The 26,794-nt window shown below is 61.5% G+C and carries 19 protein-coding genes and 4 pseudogenes; 12 read left to right on the top strand and 11 right to left on the bottom strand.

Features of this window, described 5'->3' with window-relative positions:
• Nucleotides 1-5: 5 nt before the first annotated feature.
• From J3474_RS15830 to J3474_RS15805, 6 genes are all read right to left on the bottom strand, one after another.
• A complete protein-coding gene (locus tag J3474_RS15830) occupies nt 6-341 on the bottom strand; it encodes a YciI family protein (protein ID WP_003050627.1) in 336 nt (111 codons plus the stop codon).
• 39 nt (nt 342-380) lie between these two features.
• Nucleotides 381-989 (bottom strand): NIPSNAP family protein, encoded by a 609-nt coding sequence (locus J3474_RS15825; RefSeq protein ID WP_207094825.1) that lies wholly within the window; start codon nt 987-989, stop codon nt 381-383.
• Nucleotides 980-2,362: an FAD-binding oxidoreductase gene (locus J3474_RS15820; protein ID WP_207094824.1), complete on the bottom strand. Its 1,383-nt coding sequence runs from the start codon at nt 2,360-2,362 to the stop codon at nt 980-982. Before J3474_RS15820 ends, J3474_RS15825 begins: the two co-directional genes overlap by 10 nt.
• Nucleotides 2,359-5,865: an indolepyruvate ferredoxin oxidoreductase family protein gene (locus J3474_RS15815; protein WP_207094823.1), complete on the bottom strand. Its 3,507-nt coding sequence runs from the start codon at nt 5,863-5,865 to the stop codon at nt 2,359-2,361. Before J3474_RS15815 ends, J3474_RS15820 begins: the two co-directional genes overlap by 4 nt.
• Nucleotides 5,866-5,949: 84 nt before the next feature.
• Nucleotides 5,950-6,675, bottom strand: a complete 726-nt coding sequence (locus tag J3474_RS15810) for an NADPH-dependent F420 reductase (protein ID WP_242528437.1) — start codon at nt 6,673-6,675, stop codon at nt 5,950-5,952.
• A 21-nt stretch (nt 6,676-6,696) separates the two neighbouring features.
• Nucleotides 6,697-6,837 (bottom strand): hypothetical protein, encoded by a 141-nt coding sequence (locus J3474_RS15805; RefSeq protein WP_207094822.1) that lies wholly within the window; start codon nt 6,835-6,837, stop codon nt 6,697-6,699.
• Between J3474_RS15805 and J3474_RS15800 the strand changes: the two genes are divergently transcribed.
• From J3474_RS15800 to J3474_RS15775, 6 genes are all read left to right on the top strand, one after another.
• Nucleotides 6,836-7,690, top strand: a complete 855-nt coding sequence (locus J3474_RS15800; protein WP_207094821.1) for an acyl-CoA dehydrogenase — start codon at nt 6,836-6,838, stop codon at nt 7,688-7,690. The genes J3474_RS15805 and J3474_RS15800 overlap by 2 nt on opposite strands.
• Before the next feature lie 169 nt (nt 7,691-7,859).
• On the top strand, nt 7,860-8,840 hold the full coding sequence (locus J3474_RS15795; RefSeq protein WP_207094820.1) for a LysR family transcriptional regulator: 981 nt from the start codon (nt 7,860-7,862) through the stop codon (nt 8,838-8,840).
• 136 nt (nt 8,841-8,976) lie between these two features.
• Nucleotides 8,977-11,202, top strand: a complete 2,226-nt coding sequence (locus J3474_RS15790; RefSeq protein WP_207094819.1) for a TonB-dependent receptor — start codon at nt 8,977-8,979, stop codon at nt 11,200-11,202.
• Between the two features lie 220 nt (nt 11,203-11,422).
• A complete protein-coding gene (locus tag J3474_RS15785) occupies nt 11,423-12,313 on the top strand; it encodes an MBL fold metallo-hydrolase (RefSeq protein ID WP_207094818.1) in 891 nt (296 codons plus the stop codon).
• 147 nt (nt 12,314-12,460) lie between these two features.
• A complete protein-coding gene (locus J3474_RS15780; RefSeq protein ID WP_207094817.1) occupies nt 12,461-13,213 on the top strand; it encodes an electron transfer flavoprotein subunit beta/FixA family protein in 753 nt (250 codons plus the stop codon).
• A gap of 55 nt (nt 13,214-13,268) precedes the next feature.
• Nucleotides 13,269-14,210, top strand: a complete 942-nt coding sequence (locus J3474_RS15775) for an electron transfer flavoprotein subunit alpha/FixB family protein (RefSeq protein WP_207094816.1) — start codon at nt 13,269-13,271, stop codon at nt 14,208-14,210.
• A gap of 9 nt (nt 14,211-14,219) precedes the next feature.
• On the opposite strand, the gene J3474_RS22745 is transcribed toward J3474_RS15775, so the two are convergent.
• A complete protein-coding gene (locus J3474_RS22745) occupies nt 14,220-14,642 on the bottom strand; it encodes an alpha-hydroxy-acid oxidizing protein (RefSeq protein ID WP_256437845.1) in 423 nt (140 codons plus the stop codon).
• On the opposite strand from J3474_RS22745, the pseudogene J3474_RS15765 reads away from it, so the two are divergent.
• The 5 genes and pseudogenes from J3474_RS15765 (at nt 14,641) to J3474_RS15745 (ending at nt 21,540) form a co-directional block, all read left to right on the top strand.
• Nucleotides 14,641-15,759: pseudogene (locus tag J3474_RS15765) on the top strand (IS110 family transposase). The gene J3474_RS22745 and the pseudogene J3474_RS15765 sit on opposite strands and share 2 nt — an antisense overlap.
• A gap of 434 nt (nt 15,760-16,193) precedes the next feature.
• Nucleotides 16,194-17,527, top strand: a pseudogene (locus J3474_RS15760) (IS701 family transposase).
• A 168-nt stretch (nt 17,528-17,695) separates the two neighbouring features.
• On the top strand, nt 17,696-18,823 hold the full coding sequence (locus J3474_RS15755) for an IS5 family transposase (RefSeq protein WP_207094814.1): 1,128 nt from the start codon (nt 17,696-17,698) through the stop codon (nt 18,821-18,823).
• Between the two features lie 266 nt (nt 18,824-19,089).
• Nucleotides 19,090-19,692: a TetR/AcrR family transcriptional regulator gene (locus J3474_RS15750; RefSeq protein WP_376706541.1), complete on the top strand. Its 603-nt coding sequence runs from the start codon at nt 19,090-19,092 to the stop codon at nt 19,690-19,692.
• A gap of 99 nt (nt 19,693-19,791) precedes the next feature.
• On the top strand, nt 19,792-21,540 hold the full coding sequence (locus J3474_RS15745) for an acyl-CoA dehydrogenase C-terminal domain-containing protein (protein WP_207094813.1): 1,749 nt from the start codon (nt 19,792-19,794) through the stop codon (nt 21,538-21,540).
• Between the two features lie 279 nt (nt 21,541-21,819).
• Here J3474_RS15745 and J3474_RS15740 read toward each other — a convergent pair.
• From J3474_RS15740 to J3474_RS15725, 4 genes and pseudogenes are all read right to left on the bottom strand, one after another.
• Nucleotides 21,820-22,850: pseudogene (locus J3474_RS15740) on the bottom strand (IS110 family transposase).
• Between the two features lie 481 nt (nt 22,851-23,331).
• Nucleotides 23,332-24,433, bottom strand: a pseudogene (locus J3474_RS15735) (transposase).
• Between the two features lie 4 nt (nt 24,434-24,437).
• Entirely contained in the window at nt 24,438-25,187 is a 750-nt protein-coding gene (locus J3474_RS15730; protein WP_207094812.1) for a tyrosine-type recombinase/integrase, read from the bottom strand.
• Nucleotides 25,188-25,269: 82 nt separating this feature from the next.
• Nucleotides 25,270-25,491, bottom strand: coding sequence for an AlpA family transcriptional regulator (locus J3474_RS15725; protein ID WP_207094811.1), 222 nt, complete (start codon nt 25,489-25,491; stop codon nt 25,270-25,272).
• 577 nt (nt 25,492-26,068) lie between these two features.
• Between J3474_RS15725 and J3474_RS15720 the strand changes: the two genes are divergently transcribed.
• On the top strand, nt 26,069-26,794 hold a 726-nt coding region (locus tag J3474_RS15720), incomplete at its 3' end, for an ArdC family protein (protein ID WP_207094810.1).

The raw sequence follows: 26,794 nt of genomic DNA, 5'->3' as shown, positions 1-26,794 counted from the left end.
AAGTCCTAGCCCTCGGCCTCGATCTGCGCGACGAAGGCGTCGGCCCTGCCTGAAGCAAATTCGGACCATATGCCGAACAGCGGGTCCCATTCGACGATGTCGAGGGATACGATCAGGTCGTGAATGACGAAGGGGTCTTTGGCCAGAAGCGCGTCGAGTTCGGCCCGGTCTTCCACCTGGAAGATGATCATGCCCGACCGCAGCTTGCTCCCGATCGGCGGTCCCGAAGCCTTGATCTTGTCCTGCTTCACGAGATCGAGAATCCACCGCAGGTGATCAAGCAAGTGCGTATCCCACCCGTCGCCATCGGGATGGGTCATGGTCACAACGAAAAAGGTCATGATGTTCTCCGGTAGACGATGCGTTTGCGCGACAATTGTTCAGTCGCCCTGCGCGAACGCCAGAGTGGCGGTTTCGGCGAAGGCATGGCGGATCTGTTCCGGCGCACCGCGCGGGGGCCATAGCCCGTCGGCGTAAAGTTGCCGCCGCAATCGGGTTCGTACATCGAGATTTTCGTAAGCGATGACATGCAGCAGCCTGGATGGGCCGTCGAGCGAGGACATGGCGCACGCGATTGGGGAAATCGCGTGACGCGCGTCAATCGCCGCGCGCCATGCCGCCAGCGAGGGAGCGAGACCGGTCACGTGCAAGTCGTAGAAGCGCAATTCATACACATCGTCGCGCGACAGCGGCGGGGCAGGGGGCATGAAATCGAACCGCTCCCAGGTGCCGAACGCAAGCGAAGCGATACAATCGCCCGCCCCGAACGGATCGCTGGATCGGAAAAGCGCGCTGCGCTCGGCCAGCATGGCTGCGGCATCTTGCCATTCTCGCAAAAGATACAAGCGCTGCTGCACGCCCAGGTCGGTCAGCCAGCATGCCAGCGCGTGGCCGTCGGGAGCGCCCGTCAACCGGTCACGCAGCTTGGCGGCGAGGTCGCGGCCTTTCCACAGGACCAGGTCAATCGTGACCAGTTCGATCAGGGGCATGGCAGCACCTTGCCGGGGTTCAGCGTGCCGCGCGGGTCCAGCATGTGCTTGGTCTGCCGCATCAGGGCAATTTCAGCCGGCGAGCGGCTGATCGCAAGCCACGCGCGTTTGTCCTGGCCAATGCCGTGTTCGGCTGAGATGCTGCCGCCCCATTGCGCGAGCGGCGCGTAGACGAGCGCATCCACAAGCGCGTGATCATCGGCCGAACCGGTCGAGACAACGATATGCAGGTTGCCATCGCCCATGTGGCCGAACACGGCCGCGCGCGCTTCCGGCCAGCGTTCGCTTAAGGCGGCCTCGAGTTCAACGACGTATTGGTCCATCCGCCCTTGGGGCAGGCTCACATCGTAAGCGAAAGCGGGCGAAAGCGCGTGCATGAGCGCTTCGATGTCGTCACGCAGCGCCCAGAAACTCTCCGCCTGTGCAAGGCTTTGCGCTATGGCCGCATCGGCTACAATCCCTTGTTGCCAAGCGTCTTCGATCAAGTCCTGAAGGACCTGTTCGGCATCTGCGCAGCCCACTTCGATCAGGACGTAGAAGCGGTGCCGTCCCTCCAATGGGGAGCTATTCCTGCCTACGCTTTCCACGGCCCCGACGAAGGACGGCCACATGACTTCGAAACTGGACAGCGCGCCGGCGGCCATTGACCGCGCATGCGACAGCAGGGACAGCGCTTGGTCGAAGCTGTCGAGCCCCAGGAAGGCCGTTGCCGTCGCGGGTACTTGCGGCTGCAGGCGCAGGACGGCGCGGGTCACGATGCCAAGCGTTCCCTCCGACCCGATGAAGAGTTGCTTCACATCGTACCCGGTGTTGTTCTTGATGAGGGTGTTCATCGCGTCGATCACGGTGCCATCGGCAAGAACCGCCTCAAGCCCCAACACGTTGTCGCGGGTCATGCCATATCGCAGCACCGAGTTGCCGCCGGCGTTCGTCGCGATGGCGCCGCCCACGGTTGCCGTCCCGCGCGCACCGAAGTCCACAGGGAATATCATCCCCTGCGCCAGAGCTGCATCCTGCACTGCCTGGATGATGGCTCCGCCTTCGACGACGATCGTTCCGGCAGCTTTGTCCGGCGCGCCGATCGCCCGCATCCTTTCGAGCGAGATCACCACGTCCGACGCGCGCGCGCGGGCTCCGCCGGAAAGTCCGGTCCGTCCGCCGTGCGGCACGACGCTAACGCCGTTGTCGTTGCACCATGACAGGACGGCCGAGACCTGCGACGTGTCGGCCGGGCGCACGATGCAGGCGGCATCGACCGGGCTGACCGGCGGATAGCCGTCCCACCGGGACGATACGTCCTCGCCGACCAGGACATGACGCGCGCCGACGATAACGCCCAGCGCGGCAACGATTTCATCCGTGTCGACGCTCATGCCGTCGGTGCCATCACCGGGGCCGGTGCAGTTTGCGCCTGCCCGCCTTCCTGAAAACGTGCCTCCAGCGTACGGAGCGTCTGGCTGTACTGGTCGATCGCCGCGTCCTTCACCGGACCGAATCCGCGGATCATGTCGGCAAGCGACAGCAGCTTGACCGCTACGGGGAGATTGGTGGCGGTCAGCCGAGCGACGGTCTTTTCTACGAGTGCCTCGTACTCTGCGATGAGCGCGCGCTCGCGCTTTCTTTCGGGATTTCTTGCAAAGGGATCGAGAACGCTGCCGCGAAGCCGTTTCATCCTCGCCATCACCCGAAGGACCGGAAGAATCCATGGTCCGAATTCGCGCTTGCGCGGGCGTCCGTCAATTTCCCCTCCGTTGAGGATCGGCGGCGCCATGTTGAAGCTGATCCGCCCACCGTCGGCAAAGGTTCGATCCAGTTCTTCGCGCAACTTTGGCGAGGTGAGCAGGCGGGCAACTTCGTATTCGTCCTTGTAGGCGAGCAGCTTGGCGTAGTTGAGCGCAACCGCGACGGCGAGGTCTTCGGACTGCGGCGCGACCGCACGCTCTGCATCGGCGACTTTGCTCACGAGAGCGCGGTACGAAGATGCCAGCGCCGCCTTCTGGTACTGTTCCAGATGAGCGCTGCGATGCGCGACGATCTCGTCAAGGCCGGTCGGCAGGACTTCCGGCCGGTCGGTATCGGAGCGCGTGAGGCTTTCGAGGAAAGCGGGATCGCTAACGTAGAGACGACCGAGATGCAGCGCTTTGCGGTTGAAGCCGACGGACACGCCATTCAGTTCGATCGCACTTTCGAGCGCCTCGACACCGACTGGCAGCAGACCCATCTGCGCAGCGATGCCCACCATGAACATGTTTGCGCCAATGGTGTCGCCGAGCACCTTGCGGGCGAGCGACGAGGCATCGACGCTACAAATCGCATCCTTGCCGACCAGCTTCTCGAATTTTGACAAGAGCATGAACCGATCGAGCTGCGCGCTGCGATCGAACTGGAAGGCAACGGTTGCGGTAAGGTCGGTATTGGCGATGGCCCGTGTCTTGCCCATGCGCAATGTATCGACCGCTTCCGCCCCGGTTCCGGCGACCATGTCGAACGCGAGCAGAAGATCGGCGCCGCCGCGCGCGATGCGCTGCGTCGCCGGACGGCGCGCGCCGTCGCTGATGCGCACGTGGCTGTATACGGCACCGTTCTTCTGACTGAGCCCGGTCATGTCGAACAAGGACATGCGCTTGCCCTCCATGTGGGCCGCCATCCCGATCAGCGCGCCGACCGTCACGACGCCGGTGCCCCCGATGCCCGCCACGATGATGTCGAAGCCATCCTGATCCAGCGGCGCGACGGGGGGCGTCGGGATCGCGGCGAACCTCGCCTCGTCGATTTCCAGCGCGCTCGGCTTGCGCGGTTCGGCGCCGCGAACGGTGATGAAGGAGGGGCAAAAGCCGTTAAGGCAGCTGTAGTCCTTGTTGCAGCTCGACTGGTCGATCTCGCGCTTGCGGCCCATCGCGGTCTCCACGGGCGTCAGGCTGACACATGTCGACTGGACCGAGCAATCGCCGCAGCCCTCGCATACCTCCTTGGCGATGAACAGCCGCTTGGCCGGATCAGGGAACTGGCCGCGCTTGCGGCGACGGCGCTTCTCGGCGGCGCAGGTCTGCTCGTAGATCAGGACGGTGGTGCCCTTCACCTCGCGCAAGTGGCGCTGGACGGCGTCAAGCTCGTCGCGGTGGCCAACCCTGACATTCGCGGGCAGGCCGGTATTGCGGTGACGATCGGGATCGTCGCTGAGCACGATGACTTCGCCGACCCCTTCGGCTTGCACCTGCCGCGCAATCTCGGCAACCGAGATCGAACCGTCGACCGGCTGCCCCCCGGTCATCGCGACAGCATCATTGTACAGAATCTTGTAGGTGATGTTGGTCCCCGCGGCGACCGCGGCCCTGATCGCCATCAGGCCTGAGTGGAAATAGGTGCCATCGCCCAGGTTCTGGAACATGTGCGGAGTGTCGACGAAAGGCGCAAGGCCTACCCAGTTCGTGCCTTCCGCTCCCATTTGCGTAGGCAGGAGAGCGATGTCGGGGCGCACGAAATTGACCATCGTGTGGCAGCCGATGCCGGTCATCGAGGTGCTGCCTTCGGGTACCTTGGTCGAACGGTTGTGCGGGCAGCCCGAACAGAAGTATGGCGCTCGCTTTGGCCCTGCAGGACCAGAGCCCGCGACCGACTGGCTTGCCGGCAGTTGCTCCGCCGCCTCATGCAAGGCCCGATCGGCACGACCCAGCCGATCCAGACGCCCTACGATGATCTTCGCGATGTCGACAGGTTCGAGCGCGTCGACGGTGCTGAACAGCGCTTGGCCGTCCTCGTCCTGCTTGCCGACGAAAAGCGGGCGGCCGGGCATGTTGATGAGGTGCGCCGCGGCCTGCGCTTCGAGAAACGCCTTTTTTTCCTCGATAAAGAGCAGGACGGCCTGCCGTTCTGCAAATCCGGTAAGCCCGGCGGGTTCCAGCGGCCAGATGCAGCCCACCTTGTATAGCGAGACACCCAGCGCCCGTGCGCGTGCCTCGTCGATGCCCAGCAGCTCAAGCGCGCTCCGCGTATCTCCGTACGATTTGCCCGAAGCCACGATGCCGATCCCGTCGGCCACCGGATCGAAAATGGTGCGATCGATGCGGTTGGCGCGGACGAAGGCCTGAGCCCGCGGCAGGCGGTGTTCCACCACCACCCGCTCTTCACCCAGCGGATTGAAGGTGCCGGCACTCATGTGCACGTTGGTGGCATCATCGGTTTCGGGCAGGACGTATTGCCGCGTCAACATGTCCAGGTCCACGTTGGCGGTTTGCTCGGCCACTTCGGTGACGCACTTGACCCCGACCCACAGCCCGCAATAGCGCGACATGGCGATCGCCATCAGGCCATGATCGAGCAACTCCTCCACATTCGCCGGGTAGAGGCAGGGGATCGAACTGGCCGCCATCGCCTGCTCGCTCTGGTGGGAGACGGTGGACGATTTGCCGACGTGATCGTCACCGAAATAGGCGATGACGCCGCCGTTGCGATGCGTACCCGCATAATTTCCATGTTTGAATGCATCGCCTGACCGATCGACGCCGGGCCCCTTGCCGTACCATGCGGCGAAGACGCCGTCGAAGCGCGCCCCCTCGACCGCGTCGAGCTGCTGCGTCCCGCGAACCGCGGTGGCGGCAAGATCCTCGTTCACGCCGGGCCTGAACAGCACGTCGGCGGCCTGGAGATATTTTCCGGCCGACCACATCGCGGTATCGACATTGCCGAGGGGAGAGCCGCGATAGCCCGTGACGTAGCCCGCCGTATTGAGGCCAGCCGCGCTGTCGCGACGCTTCTGTTCCAGCATCGTGCGCACGATGGCCTGCGACCCGTTCATCACGACGCGGCCGGATTCGCGGGTCCACTTGTCGTCCAGCGATACCTTGGGCGATCTCGCCTTCGCCGCGATCTGCGTCATGCGGTGCTTCCTGTAATCAGCCCGTGCTCGCCAGGCAGGCCGGGTATTTGATGAAACATATTCACTTGGCCAAGCGTGCGCGGTTCAACCACGCCAGGACCCTTCCGCTGCCTCTTCGGCGCGATCCGCCGCCGCCAGCGCGGCTACGAGTCCGTCTTCGTCAAGGGCCACGCAATAAGCTGGTTTGGCACGCTCGAAGCGCCAGCTGTCGGCCAGGCTTCCCGCATCGTGGGCGTCGAACCCGATCAGGTCATGAAACTGTGCGACCGCAGCCTTCGCTTCGGCGTCGTCTCCCGCGATCGGCAAGGCGCGGCGATCGGGTGTGCCGGTCGGTCGCGCGTCCGGCACGATGTCGGTGGCGAGGATGGCGTTGAACCCTTTGACGAGCCGTGCGCCGGGAAGGGCTGCCTGCATCAACTCGCTGGTCGTGGTCGTCATCGCGTCGAGCGCGTCGATATTACCGTCGCGCTGAGGGTAATAGTTGTTCGCATCGATCACGATCTTGCGCGCAAAGAGCTCGGCGGGCAAATCTTCGCGATTGGCGAAGGGAATGGCAACAAAGACGATGTCCGCAAAAGCGACCGCATCTTCGATCGTCGCCGGGGTCGCCCCCGTCGCGACCCCGACGGACGACAGCGTGCGCGGGCCTCGTGAATTGCTGATCCTGACCTCGCAACCGGCTCTTGACGCCAGTTCGGCAACAGCGCGGCCGACATAGCCCGCGCCCACGATACCAATCTTCATGCATCCTCCGTGCTGCATCCAGCGCCGCTGCAATTTCGGCCGGCGCTCCACCGCCTGCCTTGCCACGCGCGGCGCGGAAGGCGGGTATTAATTGCCACCATAGGAGATCGCGCAGACCGAAGTGATGCTGTCGCGCAATGCTATACATGCCGAAACGCTATCGAGCTTGACCGACGTATCGTGGCATTCGAGGATCGAGAGAGTGGATGATGGAAAGGGCGGCGCCATGACAAACGTCGAAACCGAGGCGAGCCGTACGCGGATCGCGGCCCAGGCGGCAGCTTTCGCCCTGGTCGACCAGCACCAGGAAGACATGTTCAGCGCGTCAGCCGTCGAACGGCTCGCCGCGCTATTCGATGTCGACCGCCTGCCCGGGGAGCCAGGAGCATTGCCGCCGCTTGGCCATTGGCTCCATTTCCTTCCTGCGGACCGACAGTCGCGCATGGGCGCCGATGGCCATCCCCTGCGCGATGGCGCGAGCACGTTCTTGCGCCGCATGTGGGCCGGTGGTGAGGTGCAGTTCCTCGAACCCGCACCGCTTGGGGAAAAAGCGGTGCGACGCACGGTTGTCGAGAATTTCGAGCGCAAGAACGGCAAGGCGGGGGCGCTTGTCTTCGTAACCGTCTCGCACGTCATATCGGTCGCCGGTCGCGACGCGATCAGCGAACGACAGGATATCGTGTTTCTGGAGAACGCGCCGCCCTATTCGGCCGGCAAGGCGAGCGATCGAACGTCGCAGTTCACACAGGTTGTCGATCCCGATATCGTCGCCCTGTTCCGCTATTCCGCGCTGACCTTCAACGGTCACCGGATCCACTACGATCTTGATTACGCCCGCGACGTCGAAGGGTATCCGGGCCTGTTGGTGCATGGACCGTATCAGGCCACCATGCTGCTTTATCATGCGCTCGCCCGGTGCCCGGAACGGTCGCCGTTGCGTTTCTCCTTCAGGGCTGTACGCCCGCTCGTTGCCGGAAAGCCCTTTCAGCTGTGCCTCGCCGAAAGGGAAGGAGGATACGAAATGTGGTCGCTCGACGCCGATGGTGCCGAATGCATGCGCGCCGAAGTCGATCTCGCCTGATCCGCAGTCGGCCGGCACTGGCCAATCGCGGCAAAATCATTCGTAGCGCTGGACTTGCTGGCGCCACAGGTTCAGTCTCGTTTCTGATACATGCCAGTCAGGGCATGACAATTGCCAACACCGTGCATGGCCGCTTGCACGCATGGCGTAGGCAAGGTGAGAGGACGTCATGGACCTAAAGGAAATTCGCTATTTCAAAGCGATCGCCCATCATGGCACGATGGGTAAGGCGGCCGCGCATCTCCGCATAGCCCAGCCGGCTCTGACCCGGCAGGTCCAGAAGCTTGAGCATGAGCTTGGCGTGCAGCTGCTGCGGCGAAGCCCGCGCGGCGTAGCGCTGACGCCGGCGGGCGAGGTCCTGGTGCGGCGAACCGATACTCTTGAGGCCGAGCTTGACGATATCCGCCGTGAGATCGCGACCTTTTCCGATCATGTGACCGGAAGTCTGCACGTCGCCGCGCAATACCCGCTGGCCCAGATCATGATGCCCGAATTGCTGCGCCAGTATAACGCGCTCTATCCCGACGTTTCGCTGCATATCGTAGAGAACGTGAGCCGGCACATCACCGACCAGCTTCTCGACGGAATGCTCGATATCGCAATCGTGGACGCGCCTAGCCACGAACACGCCGACGTGACCATCATTCCCTTGTGGATCGAGCCGCTGTTTCTGGTGGGGAACGCCGCCGCAGCGCAGCTTCCGCTGTTTCAGAAGGGCTTCGCGTCTATCGACGATCTTGCCGAACTCGATCTCATAATGCCTTCCAAGAACCATGCTTTGCGTCACCTTACCGATTCGGCGTTTACACGCGCGAAGCACCAGTTCCGGCCCGCGATGGAGGTGGACGGCGCGATAACCATCATCGAATTGGTCGAACAGGGCTTTGGGTATTCTTTGCTGCCGACCTGCGGCTTCTACGGCAAGATGTTGAAGGGAACGATGGCGATCCTGCCGATCAGGCCAGAGATTCGCAGGGTCATCAGCCTCGTCGTGCGCACCGTGCTACTGGAAGATCGCAAGGCGGAGGGATTCGTTCGCAAAGTGACCGAGATCGCCCCACAAATTGCGGCAATGCCCCGCTTGGGCGCCATCCTGCATGGTGATGCTGTTCAGCGGGCGCAACAACTGATCCAGCCGGTCGGCGCCTGACCGACTGGCCGGCCTGGCCAATAAGCCTTCGACAATACGCAGGGATTATGGCGACGATGCCCTTTGCGTATGCCCGCTCATCCGGTCGAATGCATATGCTCGATCTTCGAGAACCATAAAGGTCCTGGGAGTTGTCATGAAACGCACGGTAATTGCGCGCAGCTGTGTTTGCGCATCGGTCTTCTCTATCTTCGCTTCGCAGACTGCCTTTGCGCAGAACGAGCAATCAAGTGGCATGACGCCGCAAGATACGGCCTCGGCTGCCGTCCTTCAGTCTTCCGGGACACCTGTTAACGAATCAGAAATCATCGTCACCGGAAGCAAGCGCGCGGTTGGCGAGAGCGTGCAGAACAGCGCCGTTGCCGTAACAGCGCTTGGCGCAGACCAGCTCCAGCAGGCTAACATCCAGACGATTGCGGATCTGAGTGCGCTGGTCCCGAACGTCAATCTGAACAACCAGAACACCAACCCGGGCGTGAACAATTTTTCAATCCGGGGAATGGGCATCTATAGCTCGATCCCCTCGTCGACGCCGACGGTCGGCGTCTTTGTTGACGGTGTCTATCTGGGCGCCAACGCCGGGGTCGCGCTATCCAATAACTTCGACATTGAATCGATCGAGGTCTTGCGCGGACCACAAGGTCTTCTGTTCGGTCGCAACGTCACGGGCGGCGCGATCCTGATCACTACGCGCAAGCCGACCGATGATCTGCGTATTTCGGCGCGGGCGGCGATCGAGAGCGGCCCCAACTACACCGCCTCCGCACTCGTCAGTGGACCGATCACCGCCAACGGCATGGTCACGGCGAAACTTGGCGCGTTCCATAACCGCGACGAGGGCTATTTCGAGAATATCGCCAACGGCAACAACCACCTCGGTAAGCGCAAGACCACTCTGGTGCACGGTGCACTGGGACTCCAGCCCGACGGTCCGGGCGAGGCTGTGCTGCGCTTCGAATACGGCAAGTCCAGTGGCGACGGCGTTGTCACTCAGAACCAGTTCCTTTTCCCCGACAAGGACGATTTCCGGGTGGCGCTGAACGAGGAGGGTTTCAACGATTCCAAGTTCACTAACGTCACGCTGGAAACGAACCTGGAAACGGCGATCGGCAACGGTGTTATCACGAACATCATCGGGTGGAGGCATGTCGATTCAAACTCGCTCGGCGACATCGATTCCTCGCCGACCCCGCCCACTGCTCACTTGGCCGTATATATCCGCCAACAACAACTTTCGGATGAGTTGCGTTATGCCGGTACGTTCGGGCCGGTATCCGCGACGCTCGGCGCTTTCTACTACACCGATAAGCTGCGCTACGTCGAAACTCGTGATCTTGCGACGCCCAATCAACTGCATCTCGAAGGCGGCGGCGTTCAGGACAGCTGGACTTACGCATTCTTCAGCAGTTTCGACGTCAAAGTGACGGACACGCTGACGTTGATACTCGGTGCCCGCTATTCGAAAGAACAGAAGAAAGCGGTGACGCAGGCCCTTACGCCTTTCGCCAGATGCAATACCGATGATTATTCCTGTCCACTGATGGATTTCTCGGGCGAAAAGAGCTGGAACTCCTTCACACCCAAGCTCGGTTTCGCCTTCCGCCCGACCGACCTGACCAACATCTATGGCACCTATACCAGGGGGTTCCGTTCGGGCGGCTACAACTTGCGCCACGTTACCAAGTCCGCACCGCCGGGACCTTACGACCAGGAAGTTGCGGACAGCTTCGAGATCGGCTGGAAACAAAAGCTTTTCGACAGCCGCCTCCGTTTCCGGCTGGCCGCTTTTATGAACAAGTTCAAGGACCTGCAACGCGATCTCGCCATCCTCGATCCGGTGCTCGGTAATATTCAGACGACCGTCAACACGGCCGACGTGACCATCAAGGGGGTCGAGTTCGAGGCGACTTACGACGTTACCGACAGCCTGCAACTGTCAGGCAATGTGGGCTACCTGGACAGCAAGTTCGACGAAATCCGCATCGGCTTCCGTAATGGCGGCGTGGTCACGCCGGACCAGTACGACCTTGAGTTGCCATACCTGTCACCATGGTCGTACGGTGCATCGGCTCTTTATCGCACCGAAGTCGGCGCGAACGAAATTTCGGCCAGGCTATCTTACCAGCACATCGATTCTGCCTTTTCGAACGACATCAACGTTTACAAGCTTCTGCCGACCGACAAGATTGATGCCAATTTGGCTATCGGTATTGGCAATACGGGTGTGACGTTTGCTGTGTACGGCAAAAACCTGCTGGATAAGAAGAACTTCGGAATGAATAATCCACTATTTGCAGGAACCAGTTTCACGCCGCTTAACAAGGGGCGGGTGCTCGGTGCGGAATTGCGCTTTGAATATTGAACCGGGTATGGCGAAAAATGAGGTTTTTCGTCTCAGGCAGGCCGTTCGGTCACGGAATTTCGGAACCATGAAGGCGTTCTTGGTTCCCGAATATTCATAACGTTGCCGGGAGGCCGCGCACCACTCGCATGCAATCGCAGGAACGCGATTCTGGCTCGGCATCGTTCGCGCCAGTGGGTGGCAATATTGAAAAACCGCTTCTTGTATCGGAGTTCAACTAATGATCGAAATGGCCGATAACATCGTCTTCAGCCGTTGGCAGATTGGAGATGTCCGCATTTCCCGCGTGATCGAAGTGGAGAAGGTGACGCTGCCGCCTGATTTGCTTCTCCAGATTGATACCGCAACGGTCCAGAAATATGATTGGCTGATACCCGACCACGCGGACGCTGATGGCAACATCATGATGAACATTCAGGCGTTCCTCCTCGAAGTCGGCGGGATGACGATCATGGTCGATCCTTGCCTGGGCAACGGTAAAGACAGGGAGGGGGCCGCCATTTATCATATGCGCGACGGACCGTTCCTGAAACATCTGGAGCAGGCGGGCTTTCCGCCCGAGAGCATCGATGTCGTCCTGTGCACGCACCTCCATTTCGATCATGTCGGATGGAATACGCGCCTTGTCGACGGACAGTGGACGCCGACGTTTCCCAACGCCCGCTACCTTTTCGCAAAGGGAGAGTTCGAAGCTGCCAAGGCAGATACCTGGCAAACCTCGATCAATACCTTTGAGGATTCGATCCAGCCGATCCTTGATGCTGGCCTGGCCGATTTCGTGGAGGTCGATCATCGCGTTTGTGACGAAATCAGCCTCGTCCCGACGCCAGGACATACTGAGGGGCACTGCAGCATCCGCATTTCCTCAAAGGGAGAGTATGCCGTCATCACGGGTGATATGATCCATCATCCGGTACAGGCCCGACATACCAAGGTCTGCTCACACGTTTGCGTCGATCCGATCGCGGCGGACGAGACCCGGCGTTCGTTCCTGAACGAGTGGTGCGACAACGACGTGCTTGTGTTGGGCAGTCACTTCTCTGGCCCTACTGGCCTCCATTTCGAACCGGATGTCGACGGTTGGAAGATCAAGGATCAAGGAAGCTCGTAAATCGCAGAAACCGACAAGGATTCTGCCGTTTGAGCTATCGATCGTGATTGCCTCAATCTCCGGATCTGGGGTGCGTGGTCGCGTTGAATGTGATTAATGACCAGAAATTTCTGCGCCGGTCATGAAGGCGTAGAGGAGAGACGCTCGATGAAAATCCTCGTGCCCGTCAAGCGGGTGATTGACTACAACGTGAAGCCGCGCGTGAAGGCCGACGGGTCGGGCGTCGATCTGGCTAACGTGAAGATGAGCATGAACCCGTTCGACGAGATCGCGGTCGAAGAGGCGCTGCGGTTGAAGGAGAAGGGCGCGGCGAGCGAGGTGGTGGTCGTGTCTATCGGCCCGGCGAAAGCGACCGAGACGCTGCGCACCGGCCTTGCGATGGGCGCGGACCGGGCGATCCTGGTGCAGGTAGACGACGGCACCGATGTCGAGCCGCTGGCGGTCGCCAAGATCCTCAAGGCCATCGCCGAGGCTGAGGCGCCGGGCCTGGTGATCCTTGGCAAGCAGGCGATCGACGACGATTCGAACCAGACCGGACAGATGCTCGCTGCGCTGATGGGCCGGCCGCAGGGCACCTTCGCCAACACTGTGACGGTCGACGGCGGCCATGTCACGGTGAAGCGCGAGGTCGACGGTGGGCTGGAAACGGTGAAGCTGGCGATGCCGGCGATCGTCACCACCGATCTGCGTCTGAACGAGCCGCGCTACGCCTCGTTGCCGAACATCATGAAGGCCAAAAAGAAGCCGCTCGAGACCAAGAGCCCGGCCGACTACGGTGTCGACACCGCGCCGCGGCTGAAGACGCTGAAAGTCGCCGAACCGGTGGCGCGGCAGGCGGGCGTAAAGGTCGCTGACGTCGACGAACTCATCGCCAGGATGAAGGCCCTCGGCATCGCTTGAAATGCAGCTAACGTTCCATGGCATCGCCTGACCCGGGACGAAAAGGATTACCGCAATGAAAACACTCGTTCTGGTCGAACACGACGACGCCGCGGTAAAGGACGCGACGCTCGCCGTCGTCACCGCCGCCGGTAAGCTGGGCGAAATTCACTTGCTTGTCGCCGGCAGCGGCTGCGCGGCGGTGGCCGACGCGGCCGCGAAGATCGCGGGCGTGGGCAAAGTCCATCTGGCTGACGATCCGGCCTACGAACACCAGCTGCCCGAGAACGTGGCGCCGCTGATCGTCGATCTCCTGGGCCACCACGACGCGTTCCTGGCACCGGCCACGACCACCGGCAAGAACATCGCCCCGCGCGTGGCCGCGCTGCTCGACGTGATGCAGGTGTCCGAGATCGTCGGGATCGAAGGCGAGCGCACGTTCACCCGGCCCATCTATGCCGGCAACGCGATCGCCACGGTCGAATCGAGCGATCCCAAGCTGGTCATCACGGTGCGCGGCACCGCGTTCGACAAGGCGGCGGCCGAAGGCGGCAGCGGCACGGTTGAGGCAGTAAGCGGCCTCGGTGGGCACAGCGCCGATGCGGGCACCAGCGCGTTCGAAGGCAGCGAAATCGCCAGGTCGGAACGCCCCGAACTGACCAGCGCCAAAGTCATCGTGTCGGGCGGCCGTGCGCTGAAGGACGGCGAGACGTTCGAGCAGGTCATCATGCCGCTGGCGGACAAGCTGGGCGCGGGCGTCGGCGCCAGCCGCGCTGCGGTCGACGCAGGCTACGTCCCCAACGACTACCAGGTCGGCCAGACGGGCAAGATCGTCGCGCCCGAAGTCTACATCGCGATCGGTATCTCTGGCGCGATCCAGCACTTGGCCGGCATGAAGGATTCCAAGACCATCATCGCCATCAACAAGGACGAGGACGCGCCGATCTTCCAGGTTGCCGACATCGGCATCGTCGGCGACCTGTTCAAACTGGTCCCGGAACTGACCGAGAAAATTTGAATCCATGAATTACCATTGATGATATCTGCGCGCGCTCGCGACAGCATAGAAAGGCCATTCTTGCCGTTTTTGTTCTATAGGACGGCAAATGACTGAAGTCAGGACCAACGCTTCGCAGCCGATGCGTGCCGCCCGGTTGACCAGTTCCTGCCAGACTTCCGCGCCGCCAAAGACATGGAGCTGCCACCAGCGCAGCAGGTTGGCAACACGGGCAACATCCTCCATCGGATCGTTCGACATGATGCTTTGTGTGAACGAAACGCTGGCGCGGGCGGCGCCTTCAGCCAGCTTGATGTCAGCATGGCGCATGAATACACCATTTAGACCGTATGTTCGCGGGATGAGAAAAGCCCGTCCTCGCAATATGCTGAAATCGGGGGTTGCTCTGGATGGTCCAGAGCCTTGCCCCAAGCATAGGCGAGGACGAGCCATGGACAAATATAGCGAACTTTTCATCGGACTCGATACGTCGAAGTTGAAGATTTCCGTTGCGGTGGCAGATGGCGGGCGAACCGGTGATGTCCGGTTTCTCGGCGACATTTCGTCTGAACCAGCATCGGTTGCAGGCCTGGTGGCGAAGCTGGAGAAACGCGGGGCGAAGCTTTACCTTTGCTACGAGGCTGGCCCTACAGGGTACGATCTCCATCGCCAGTTCATCGAGCTTGGCCATGAGTGTGTGGTGGTCGCTCCATCGTTGGTGCCGAAGCGGCCAGGCGATCGGGTTAAGACCAATCGCCGTGACGCAGTGAGCTTGGCGCGGTTACATCGCGCCGGCGAGCTGACTGCTGTGTGGGTTCCCGACTCCGCGCATGAAGCAGTGCGCGATCTGGTGAGGGCCCGGGAAGCGGCGGGTGAGGCGCTGAAACGGGCTCGTCAGCAACTCCAGTTGTTCCTGCTGCGTCACGGGCGGGTCTACACTGGACGCAGGCCATGGACGCGTGCGCATGGCCGGTGGCTGACTGAATTGCAATTCGACCATCCTGCACATCATATTGTCCTGGTGGAATATCGTCAGGCTATCGAGGATGCAGAAGTTCGTCTCCGACGACTGACCAGGCAGGTTACCGAGACCGCGGGCTCATGGTCGATGGCGCCGGTCGTCGCCGCCTTTCAGGCGATGCGCGGAGTCGCATTCATGACGGCGGTGACCTTCGGCGTGGAAATCGGCGATGTGCGCCGCTTCGACAATCCTCGGCAATTGATGGCCTATCTGGGGCTCGTGCCGTCCGAGAGTTCGACCGGAGAGCGGGTCAAGCGGGCAGGGATCACCAAGGCTGGCAACTCACGCGCACGCCGGGTCCTCGTCGAGGGGGCCTGGACTTATCGCTTCCCCGCCCGCGTGAGTTCGACCATCCAAGCTCGACTTGAAGGGCTGCCAAGGACGGTGCGGGAGATCGCCTAGAAAGGCCAGATCCGGCTTTGTGCCCGCTATCGTAAGCTGATCATGGCGGGCAAGCTCAAGACCGTCGTCGTAACCGCGATTGCGCGCGAGATGGCGGCATTCCTGTGGGCAATCGGTCGAGAGGTGGCACCGAGCCCTCAGGCGTAAAAGAGCCATCGCCGGTAAAACGTTGAAAAGGAAGGAGCGAACGGGACCTGAATCATCATCTGCTTGATGTGCAAAGTTGGGAGCAGAGCCCCGGTGGGGAACCCTCGCGGACTCTATGTGGCCGACGTCAGTCGATGCCCGATTTTAGACCGAGGCAGCCCCAGACGAACCTACGGAAATGCGGTATCCAACCCGCGGATAAGAGTATGCCAATCGTCGTCGAAAGCTCTGCTCCCAACTTTGCGCATCAGCCTCAAAACTTCAGCGCTTCGTCATTTGTCGACGGAAAGGGTGCAACATGCAAAAGGCTCTTGATCACGAACATAAGAGAGCGTCCCGCTTTAGTCTTACTGAGTCACAAAAATCGTCAGCCGGGGGATTCGCTGGTGATTGGGTTGTGATAGGCTGCTGATTCATAGCGATGGATCAGCGGTATGGTGACGACCAACGAGAATGCAGTAAGCGCGTTTGATCAATATGTCGACGCACTGACGGAAGTTATCGGGCATACGGATCGTGCAGAGCCTCTTCGAGATTATTGCACAGGCCTGATGATGCCAGTGGCACGCAAGAGCGTGGAGCCGCTGGCAGCAGTGACGGCACCGGCACGCGTATCAGCCAAGCATCAGTCCTTGCTGCATTTTGTAGGGCAAGCGCCGTGGTCTGATGAAGCACTGATGCGGCGTGTCCAGGATTGGGTCTTACCTCGAATGATCGAGCGAGGCGGGCCGATTACTGCCTGGATCATCGATGACACGGGTTTCCCGAAGAAGGGACAACATTCGGTTGGTGTCGCCCGTCAATATTGTGGCCAACTCGGCAAGCAGGATAATTGCCAGGTTGCCGTCAGCCTTACCATTGCCAATGAGGGTGCGAGTTTGCCGGTCGCCTGGCGACTTTACCTTCCAGAGATCTGGTTCGATGACGCAGAACGACGCCGAAAGGCCAAGATACCGGACGAGGTGGTGTTTCAGACCAAGCCCCAAATTGCGATGGATCAAGTCCGCTCTGCGCTCGCTTCACAGACGCCAGTGGGTATCGTGCTTGCTGATGCAGGGTACGGCGCGGATGGCCAGTTTCGCCAGGGGCTGACCGATCTGGGTCTCACATATTCGGTTGGCGTCCAGCCAACAGTCAGTCTTTGACGTCCGGGCGAAGGGCTGCTGCCGGCCAAGCCATGGAGCGGCAAAGGCTCCCAAGCTGGTGCAACGAAGCAAAGCTCACAAGCCGCAGTCAGCCAAAGCATTGGCGATAGACTTGCCGGCCGACGCGTGGACGACCATCGCATGGCGCGAAGGAAGCAATGTCGAGCTGGTATCGCTTTGCTGCAGTGCGCCTTCGTGTCGCCTCCAGAGACTATAATCTTACCCAGCCACGAGCAGAAGAATGGTTCCTCGTCGAATGGCCTGAGGGCGATGAAGAGCCAAGCAAGTATTGGCTCTCAACATTGCCGGCAACGACGACACTACATGAGCTCGTTTCGGCGACGAAAATGCGGTGGCGGATCGAACGAGATTATCGAGACCTCAAGCAGGAATTGGGCCTTGGCCATTACGAAGGGCGGGGTTGGCGTGGCTTCCACCATCATGCCAGCCTGTGCATCGCAGCCTACGGATTCCTGATCTCCGAACGGGAGACGATTTCCCCCTCAGGATTTGCCTTTACCTGGAACCGCGAAGAAACTCCGGCTCCCCGTGGTTCGCGATCCCTTGGACATACCGATACGGCCCGAACGCCACACCTCGAATTCGATCGCAACGCTGCGTAAAATGCTGACCACAGCAGTGGCGCGACGCCTGACACGATGTCCATGCTGCGCCAGAATGAACGAGTCATTTGTGACGCGGTAAGATTAGCAGGCTGCGGAAGAAGGCGCTTGCGCTGAGGTGCCATTACTGGTTCCGGGATCGCGTAGATTGATGTTGAAGGGATCGGGATGCGCGGCGGTGATGAACGGAGCGAGGGGCTGATTTCGTACGTGAGCTGCGAGGCTCGGGTGCCAGCGACCCACCCCCTTCGCGCGATCCGGGCGATCGTTGATGAAGCGCTGGAGGTGCTGACTGCGGATTTCGACGGCCTGTATTCCCGGATCGGGAGGCCCTCGATCCCGCCCGAGGAACTCCTTTGGGCCTTGCTGCTGCAGGCCTTCTATTCGATCCGCTCGGAACGCCAGTTGATGGAGCAGATGGACTACAATTTGCTCTTCCGCTGGTTCGTCGGTCTGGCGATGGATGCGCCGATCTGGGATGTCACGGTCTTCACTAAGAACCGCGAGAGGCTGTTGGCCGGGGACGTTGCCGCCAAGCTCCTGTCGGCCATCATCAGCCAGGCGCGTGTGCAGGCGCTTCTCTCGGGCGATCATTTCTCGGTGGATGGCACGTTGATCGAAGCGTGGGCCAGCGTGAAGAGCTTCAAGCCCAGGGATGAGGGCGGCCCCGAGGATGACGATGACGATGGGCCGGTTTCCAGCCACGGCGAGCAGGCAGCAGCACTGACCGGCCGTAATGCCGAACGCAATTTTCGGGGCGAGAAGCGCAGCAATGCAACCCATGCATCGACCACCGATCCCGATGCCCGGCTGTTCAAGAAGGCGCGTGGCCAGGCCGCGAAGCTGTGCCACATGGGCCATGTCCTCATGGAGAACCGCAACGGCCTCGTTGTCGATGCGATCCTCACCCACGCCACCGGCACCGCCGAACGCGAGGCCGCGCTGACCATGTTGGGCCGTATGGAAGGGCGTCGTCGGATTACACTGGGGGCGGACAAGAACTATGATACCGCCGCCTTCGTCGCGGCGCTGCGTGAGATGGACGTCACTCCGCACGTCGCCCAGAACAACACCAACCGGCGTTCTGCCATCGACGGGCGCACGACACGCCATCCCGGCTACGGTCTCTCCCAGAAGATTCGCAAACGGATCACAGAGGTGTTCGGATGGACAAAGACCTGCGGCACCATGCGAAAGACCCGCCATCGAGGCCAGGATCGCGTTGGATGGTCCTTCACGCTCACCGCTGCCGCCTACAACCTCATCAGACTGTCGAAACTGCTGGCCGCGGCCTAACCGTGCCGCTCACATCACCAAGACCGCGCCAATATGGCCGGTATCTTCGAATTTCACCCTGAAATGAGCGAGGCCTTCACCCCGCGCCTTGAAAATCGGCGCGGTGGCGAGCGATCCGGCGCCCTTTTTCCGCAATCTGTTCAAGCCGTCAGTTCAACTCGCTGAAGCCAATTTGCCGATTCATTGTCTGATTTTTTGGGCTCTGACATTCTTGGGTCCGGGATATATCGGCAAAAATGCTATGTCGCGAACTTATGAAAGAGCCCATGCAATCTCGATCGAACCCCTCTCGGACTCACCATGACGCTAGCTATGGGGTCAATATCAGCCCTCGCAAGCGCGAAATTCTCGAGATTGCGGCCCAATTGTTCGCTCGCAAGGGATATCGCGGAACGTCCCTTCGCGACATCGGGGCGCAGGCCGGGGTCTTTGGCGGATCGCTCTATCATCATATAAAGTCCAAGGATGCGCTCTTTCTGGAGCTTCATAATGCCGCGCTTGACGCAGCGGAGGGGAGAATTGCGGAGGCCGTCAGCAATGTAGAGGGGCCGTGGCTCAGGCTGGAGGTGGCCTGCGCGACATTGCTTGATATTCAGCTAGCGCCCGATTCCCTAACTATGCCGATGATGAATGATTTTCGTGAAGTGCCCGACGAAATACGCGGGGCGCTGATCGCGCGACGTGACAAATTCGAGGAGCTGTTTCGCTCGTTGGTGGATGCCTTGCCGCTTCCATCACAGATTGATCGGTCGATCTATCGCAACCTACTGCTATCGCAGCTGAATTCGGCCAGCGACTGGTTCCGCCCTGGCAGGCTGACCCCTGTACAAATTGCAGAGCAGATTGTCGCAGTGTTCCGTCACGAATAGCTGATCTGGCGGGCATTGACCCGGCGGTCGTGTTCGTCGCTAATTGACTGTAACAGGTGTTTGGTGCAACTCGCACTCCGTCAAATTCGGAGTGATGCGATGATCGAGTATACGCCCCCAGTCGATGACTACCGTTTCCTGTTGACAGATGTGCTCGGCTTCGATGGTGTCATGGCCGAGCTTGGCAAGGATGTGGACGCAGACCTCGCCAACGCGGTGCTCGAAGAAGCCGGCAAGCTTTGCGCACAGACGCTCGCTCCGATCAACCGCGAGGGCGATGAGCAAGGCAGCCAACTTGTCGGTGGCGCAGTGCAGACTCCCGCTGGATTTGCTGACGCCTACCGGGAGTTCGTCGAGGGCGGCTGGGCTGCACTCTCTGCCGATCCCGAGTGGGGAGGGCAGGGGCTACCCTTTATCCTGCAGCTCTGGCTCGATGAGATGATGTCGGCGACGAATCTCTCCTTCGGCCTGTTCCCGGGTCTCACCCGCGGCGCAACCGAGGCGATTGCCGCCCATGCCAGTGATGAACTGAAAGCAATGTACCTGCCGCAGATGGTGAGCGGCCAGTGGACAGGGGCCATGGCGCTGACCGAGAGCGGGGCAGGCACCGATCTGGCACTGCTCAAGACCAAAGCTGTGCCCAAGGGCGATGACAGCTATGCCGTGAGTGGGCAGAAAATCTTCATTTCCTCTGGCGATCACGATTTTGGCGGCAATATCGTCCACCTCGTCCTTGCACGCCTTCCCGATGCTCCTGACGGAGTGAAGGGGATCAGCCTTTTCTTGGTGCCCAAGTTCCTGCCCGATGGTGATGGAGCTTTCACGATCCGCAACACCATGTCGGTAGGCGCGCTCGAGAAGAAGATGGGCATCCATGCGCAGCCGACGTGCGTGATGAACTATGACGAGGCGACTGGTTGGCTTGTTGGCGAGCCGCATCGCGGTCTGGCCGCCATGTTCACGATGATGAATGCTGAGCGCCTGATGGTCGGGATCCAGGGGCTGGGCATTGCAGGTGCTGCCTACCAGCAAGCCGCTGGCTATGCCCGCGAGCGCCTGCAGGGTCGCAGCGCGGACGGCTCGCGCGGACCGATTGCGATCATCGAACATGCCGATGTTCGCCGCATGCTGCTTAACGTCCGTGCCTTCGTTGAAGCCGGGCGGGCGCTCGCTGGCTGGACTGCCCTCCAGCTAGACCGTGCGCATTCCCACCCCGATGCGACCGAGCGCGCCAGGGCCGATGGACTGGTTGCGCTTCTCACTCCGGTCGTGAAGTCAGCCTTCACCGATTTCGGCTTCGAAAGCGCGGTTCAGGCCCAACAGGTCTTTGGCGGCCACGGCTACATTCGCGAATGGGGTATGGAGCAATATGTGCGCGATGCGCGCATTGCCCAGATCTACGAGGGCACCAATGGGGTGCAGGCTATGGATCTTGTCGGCCGCAAGCTGTCGATGGCCGGCGGTACGGTTGCGCAAGGGTTCTTCGACCTTGTCGAAGCCGATCTGGTCGAGGCCGCACAAGTAGAAGCGGCGTCCTTGGTCGCGCAACGTACCGGCAAGGCGCTGGAACTGCTGCGTGAGGCGACAGCAGAACTTCGCGGTGGGACCGTCGATGCGCTCGGCGCGGCAGCGGTCGATTACCTGCGCCTGTTTGCGTTAGTCTCCTTCGGGTGGATGTGGGCGCGAATGGCAATGGCGGCTGCGTCAGGCGAAACTTCGTTCCATGCTTCGAAAATCCATGTAGCGAACTTCTTCGCAACGCGGATTCTGCCGCAGGCAGTCGGCTTGGCCGCCAGCATTGTTGCGGGTGAAGAAGCGATCATGACAATGAGCGCGGACGTGTTCTGAACTGACAGAGTTTTCGCTGCGTGTTGAGACAGCGCACGCTTATGCGGCCAGCGTCTTACGGCGTCAGTCGACCCATAGCACGAACCCGCTCCGCGGGAGGGTCGCTTGGGGTGACGTAGCGGAGATCTTCCTATGTTCGTGACGCAATCCGCAGCAAAGGCAGTTGCTTCCCGCTTCGCGGAATGATCCCAACTGCGTCCCGGCAGGGACGGCTCGATGCGCCCCGCGAGGGCGCAAACTGATGAATGTATTGAGAATGATGGCTTTTGCGTCTGCTGATCAGGCGGGGACGGCGGCTCCTGCATTGGGATCAAACAGTTCGCCCGTCTTCAGCATTGAGTGCATGATCACTGCCAGTTTGCGGGCCAACGCAACAGCTGCCCGCTTGAATCCCAACCGCTCCTTCAGCGCCAATGCCCACGTTCGCAAAGCGTTGGTCTCAGATGACCTGTTCAAGATCACAGATGCTGCCTCGTACAGCAGCGTGCGTAGCCTGGCGTCGCCACGCCGCGAGATGTGACCTTCGTAATCAACCTCGCCTGATTGATATCGCTTCGGTGTCAGCCCCACCCAGGCGCCTACGGCGCGCGAGTTCTTGAAATTGATAGAATCCTCGACCGCAGCCGCAAAGGCCGTGGCAGTGACCGTGCCCACGCCAGGCACCGAGGTGAGCAGACGGCAACGTTGGTCTGCACCAGCCATGACGACCAATTGCTTCGTCAACTCCGCCACGCGAAGCCGGATATCACTCCAGGCTTTTAGAAGCGGCAGGATGATGCGCGCCAGATTGTCTTCGCCTTCCAGAAGAGAAACGACGTTGCGCTCAAAGACGCTGCCGGCGCCCTTGGGAACCACAAGGCCAAAAGTCTTCAGCAGTCCGCGTATCTGGTTCGACATTTGCACCCGTATCTTCATGAGCTGGCGTCGGACAGAGATCAGCGTCCTCATGAGCATGCTGTCGAAGCCTTTGACGCGAACCTCCCGATAAAAACCCACCTCGGCCAAATGAGCCAAACCATCAGCATCATTGGCGTCGGTCTTGTTCGCGGCCATGTCCAGCGCGGCCTTGGCATGGCGCGCATCGATGCAAATTGCTGGCAAACCTTCTGCGATCAAAGCGTGGTAAAACCAAACAGCCAGTGGCCCCGTCTCGAAAACCACCCGTTTTGCGCGGGGTGCGCGCTTGCGGATCAAGTCTGCAAGGAGCTTGGGTCAGATGCACACTTACCGCGCCAAATGCGTTTGCCATTCTCACGAACCGATATCGAAGTGTCTTTCAGGGAAACGTCGAGTCCGATATGCTGATCCACGGTTTTCCTCCATGTGATGCTGGGCCCGGTCCAAAATCGTGAGCCCGTTCTTCATCCTATCGGAGGGCAACCAACCTTTCAGTAATCCCGTGATTGTGCCTCAGTCGGCACCCTCCGCGATTACGTCATGTTCGTGCTCTGGGGGCATAGCGGACATCCGGCGTGGACGTGGGAAAGGCCGGCTTGGTGAAGGTTTTCGGGCGCTTGCGTACGAAAGCCTCCCATGCAGGAACCCGCGGGCCCGATAGGCTGGGCTATGGGGATTTGTGCTTTCGTGTGGTTTGGCGGGGTGAAGTGCGCGCTTTGATGGAGGTACGGCAGAAGCGCATGGACGCGAGGCTGGGCGCCCCAAAGGTGTGCTTGTCGCGCTGTCGACGTTGATGCCAGGAGCAGACGTGAGCGCGGCGCGTGCCGGGGGCAAGTCGGCCCTTTGACCACCGCGCGCTTTGCGGGGCCATGGTGGCAGGCGGACCATGCCGGGTCATGCGGCGCGCTCCCGGATCGGCGGGGCGGGCCTGGGCGGCGCGCGGGGTTGGCTCCAGCGCGGAAAGGTTTCGATGACGATCATGCGCCCGCCACAGCACGGGCATGGCGCGCAGGTGTCGGGCTCGGCTTCGGGCCCTGGAGCCTCCGTCTCCGGCGTGACGGCAAGCAGGCGGCGGGCGAGCGCGAGATAGTCGTGGCGCGTGGCACTGGCGAGCAGGCCGTAATGGCGGATGCGATGGAAGCCGCGCGGCAGGACGTGAAGCAGGAAGCACCGGATGAACTCGTGCGCGGTCAGCGTCATGACCCGCTGGCGTTCGGGCCCATCGCGGCGATAGTCCTTATAACGCAAAGTCACGCCGTTCTCGTCGAAGGCGATGAGGCGCCGGTTCGAGATGGCGACGCGGTGGGTATAGCGCGAGAGATAGGCGATCGGCCAGATCGGCCATGGATCCGAAGAAGGCGAGCCGTCCTGCGTCATGAAGAGCGTTCAGCCGGGTGAGGAACAGCCGGCGGAACAGTTTCCCGAGCACACGCACCGGCAGGAGGAAGGCTGGACGCGACGAGATCCACCGCGTGCCATCGAGCGCGATACCGCCGCCCGGTACGATCATGTGGACATGCGGATGATGGGTCATCGCCGATCCCCACGTATGCAGGACGGCGGTGATGCCGATCCGGGCGCCCAGATGCCGGCGATCGGCAGCGATGGTCAGCATCGTCTGCGACGCCGCCTTGAACAGCAGGTCGTAGAGCAGCGCCTTGTTTTGGAAGGCGATGTCGGCGACCTCGGCGGGCAGCGTGAAGACGACGTGAAAATAGCCGACGGGAAGCAGGTCGGCCTCCCGTTCGGCCAGCCAGGTGCGCGCGGCGGCGCCTTGGCACTTGGGGCAGTGCCTGTCGCGGCAGCTGTTGAAAGCGATCCGCCAGTGCCCGCAGTCCTGGCAGGCCTCGACGTGGCCGCCCAAGGCCGCGGTGCGGCAGGTCTCGATCGCAGACATCACCTTGAGCTGGTGCAGGCTGAGGTGCCCGGCATGGGTCACCCGGTAGGCCGGCCCGGCAGAGCGGAAGATGTCCGCGACCTCGAGGTCGGGGCGCACCGGCTCATCCGGCGGGCGTCTTGCCTTCCATCAGCGCCATCAACTGGTCGAGCGGGCCCGACACGGCGTGGATCGTGCGGGTCGACACCTTGGTGTAGAGCGCGGTGGTCTCGAGCTTGCTGTGCCCCAACAAGACCTGGATCACGCGGATATCGACATCCTGTTCGAGCAAATGCGTGGCGAAGGAATGGCGCAGGGTGTGCGGGCTGACGCGCTTGCGGATGCCGGCCACCTCTGCCGCCTCCTGAACTGCGCGGTGCAATTGCCGGGTCGAGATCGGGTCAGTTATATTCTGGCCGGGGAAGAGCCAGCCATGCGGGATCAGAACCCCGCGCTTTCCGCCCTCGCGCCACCACATTCGCAGAAGTTCGAGCAATTGGGGTGAGAGCATGGCGTTGCGGTCCTTGCCGCCCTTGCCCTGTTCGACGCGGATCAGCATGCGCGTGCTGTCGATATCGTCGACCTTGAGATGGGCGACCTCCGACACGCGCAGGCCCGCGCCATAGGCCACGCCCAGTGCCGCCTTGTACTTCATGCCCGGCGCCGACTGGAGCAACCGCGCGGCCTCCTCGACGCTCAGCACTTCCGGCAGCCGGGGCACGACGCGGGTGACGACCAGCGCCCGCGCCAGATCGCGCCGCCTGAGCGTGACGTTGTACAGGAAGCGCAGCGCCGAAACCGAGCCGTTGATGGTGCTCGGCCTGATTGCGCCCTCCCGCGAAGCGGGTTCGTACTTGTCGGCGCGAGCCGACACCGGTGCCGGAAGCCGGGAACGTCAGCTATCCTAAAATTATTGCTCCGAAGCTGACCGTCGCGAAGGTCCCAGGCTCGGTCACTCAGGATAGTCCGTATCTGGCTTCCTCGACCCGATAGAACATCGGATTGCGCATCCACTCGTTGACGGCTGACTCCCGCCACCCCGCACAGCGCGTGGCAATGCGGACCTGCCTTGGAAAGGTGCCGTCCTGGATCTTGCGGTAGAGCGTCGCCCGGGACAGGCCGGTGCGGTCGAGGACGGTGTTGAGGCGAAGGATGCGGTCGGGGGGCTGGTCGGTCATGATATGGATCTCCTAAGTTGTAGCCGGTCGTTCTGCTCCCCGGGCAAGAGATTTGAGATCCAGTCGGAAGGCGTCAAGATCATGAGATTCTGCGGTTTCTGCGCTATCCCATCCCTGTCTTTCCGCTGGCGTCCGTAGAGTGCTCCACGCTACGTTCGATTAAATTTTCGCAAGGTGAGGTTGTGGCGTCTCAGGCCGTCCCGGCCTAACCGCGCTCTACTTCCGCTGCGCTCCAGCCGAGCCGCCTGCGGCGTCTCGTCGGCGTAGCCGCTGCGATCGCCTGACGCGTTCCGGCCCGCCCTGAGCCGGCCGGTCGGGATTCCTTGCATCCCGTCAGTTGTCGCCGCGCATTGGGCGCGGCGGCGTAGGGCCTTCGGCGTCAAGGTGGCGGGGGGCGTCGCTGCCCTCTAGCCCCGCCTCGACGGGGCGCAACCCGTCCACTTCGCTCCCGGGTCCTCCACTTCGTTTCGTCCCTTCGGGTGCGCCCCGCCACTAGCCGGCGGGGCTTCTGGTCCGCTCCTGCCGCCCCCCGCCACCCTGGCGCCGGTCAATGGCGGTTTGGAAGGAGTGAAGGACCATGAGCACGTCAGACCGTCAGAGCCTTTATGGTGAGGTTACTGCCAAGATCATTGCGGAGCTGGAGGAAGGAAGGTTACCATGGGTGCAGCCTTGGGATGCCGCGCGCTGTCCCTGCACGATGCCGCACAATGGTGCTTCTGGCCGGGTCTATTCCGGGATCAATGTGCTGATCCTGTGGGCCTCGGAGATCGAACAGGGATACGGCTCGCAGCGCTGGCTGACCTACAGGCAGGCCGAGAAGGCTGGCGGCCATGTGCGGCGCGGGGAGAAGGGAACGGTCATCTGCTATGCCGACCGTTTCACGCCCAAGAACGAAGCCGAGAAGGCACGGGGCGAGGATCGCGAGGCACGGACTATTGCTTTCCTCAAGCGCTTCACCGTGTTCAACGTCGACCAGTGCGAGGGGCTTTCCGAGAATCTGACCAGCGTTCCAGCCCTGCCCGATCCGGTCATGGCGATTGCCGAGGCCGACCGGGTTATTGCCGCAACGGGAGCGGATTTCCGGATCGGCGGCGGGGAGGCGTTCTATTCGCCGTCACAGGACTATGTGCAGGTGCCAGCGCAGGCAGCCTATCATGATCCGGTGAACTGGTATCGCACGGCTTTGCATGAGCTTGGCCACTGGACTGGCCATGGCAGCCGGTTGGGCCGGGATCAGTCGGGCCGGTTTGGATCGGCGGCCTATGGCAAGGAGGAACTCGTGGCCTTATCTGGACAGTCTGCG

The organism is Novosphingobium sp. PY1, from assembly GCF_017312445.1.
Taxonomy (GTDB): Bacteria; Pseudomonadota; Alphaproteobacteria; order Sphingomonadales; family Sphingomonadaceae; genus Novosphingobium.
Note: the sequence above shows the minus strand (reverse complement) of the source record. Positions and strands in the feature narration are given on the sequence as shown.

Excerpts from the sequence above, each read along its gene's own strand:
- J3474_RS15775 (WP_207094816.1), top strand. The coding sequence starts at position 13,269 with ATGAAAACACTCGTTCTGGTCGAACACGACGACGCCGCGGTAAAGGAC.
- J3474_RS15805 (WP_207094822.1), bottom strand. The coding sequence starts at position 6,837 with ATGGCGCCGCCCTTTCCATCATCCACTCTCTCGATCCTCGAATGCCAC.
- J3474_RS15750 (WP_376706541.1), top strand. The coding sequence starts at position 19,090 with ATGCAATCTCGATCGAACCCCTCTCGGACTCACCATGACGCTAGCTAT.
- J3474_RS15725 (WP_207094811.1), bottom strand. The coding sequence starts at position 25,491 with ATGACCGACCAGCCCCCCGACCGCATCCTTCGCCTCAACACCGTCCTC.
- J3474_RS15820 (WP_207094824.1), bottom strand. The coding sequence starts at position 2,362 with ATGAGCGTCGACACGGATGAAATCGTTGCCGCGCTGGGCGTTATCGTC.
- J3474_RS15780 (WP_207094817.1), top strand. The coding sequence starts at position 12,461 with ATGAAAATCCTCGTGCCCGTCAAGCGGGTGATTGACTACAACGTGAAG.
- J3474_RS15815 (WP_207094823.1), bottom strand. The coding sequence starts at position 5,865 with ATGACGCAGATCGCGGCGAAGGCGAGATCGCCCAAGGTATCGCTGGAC.
- J3474_RS15755 (WP_207094814.1), top strand. The coding sequence starts at position 17,696 with ATGCGCGGCGGTGATGAACGGAGCGAGGGGCTGATTTCGTACGTGAGC.
- J3474_RS22745 (WP_256437845.1), bottom strand. The coding sequence starts at position 14,642 with ATGGCTCGTCCTCGCCTATGCTTGGGGCAAGGCTCTGGACCATCCAGA.
- J3474_RS15745 (WP_207094813.1), top strand. The coding sequence starts at position 19,792 with ATGATCGAGTATACGCCCCCAGTCGATGACTACCGTTTCCTGTTGACA.
- J3474_RS15795 (WP_207094820.1), top strand. The coding sequence starts at position 7,860 with ATGGACCTAAAGGAAATTCGCTATTTCAAAGCGATCGCCCATCATGGC.
- J3474_RS15825 (WP_207094825.1), bottom strand. The coding sequence starts at position 989 with ATGCCCCTGATCGAACTGGTCACGATTGACCTGGTCCTGTGGAAAGGC.
- J3474_RS15790 (WP_207094819.1), top strand. The coding sequence starts at position 8,977 with ATGAAACGCACGGTAATTGCGCGCAGCTGTGTTTGCGCATCGGTCTTC.
- J3474_RS15785 (WP_207094818.1), top strand. The coding sequence starts at position 11,423 with ATGATCGAAATGGCCGATAACATCGTCTTCAGCCGTTGGCAGATTGGA.
- J3474_RS15830 (WP_003050627.1), bottom strand. The coding sequence starts at position 341 with ATGACCTTTTTCGTTGTGACCATGACCCATCCCGATGGCGACGGGTGG.
- J3474_RS15800 (WP_207094821.1), top strand. The coding sequence starts at position 6,836 with ATGACAAACGTCGAAACCGAGGCGAGCCGTACGCGGATCGCGGCCCAG.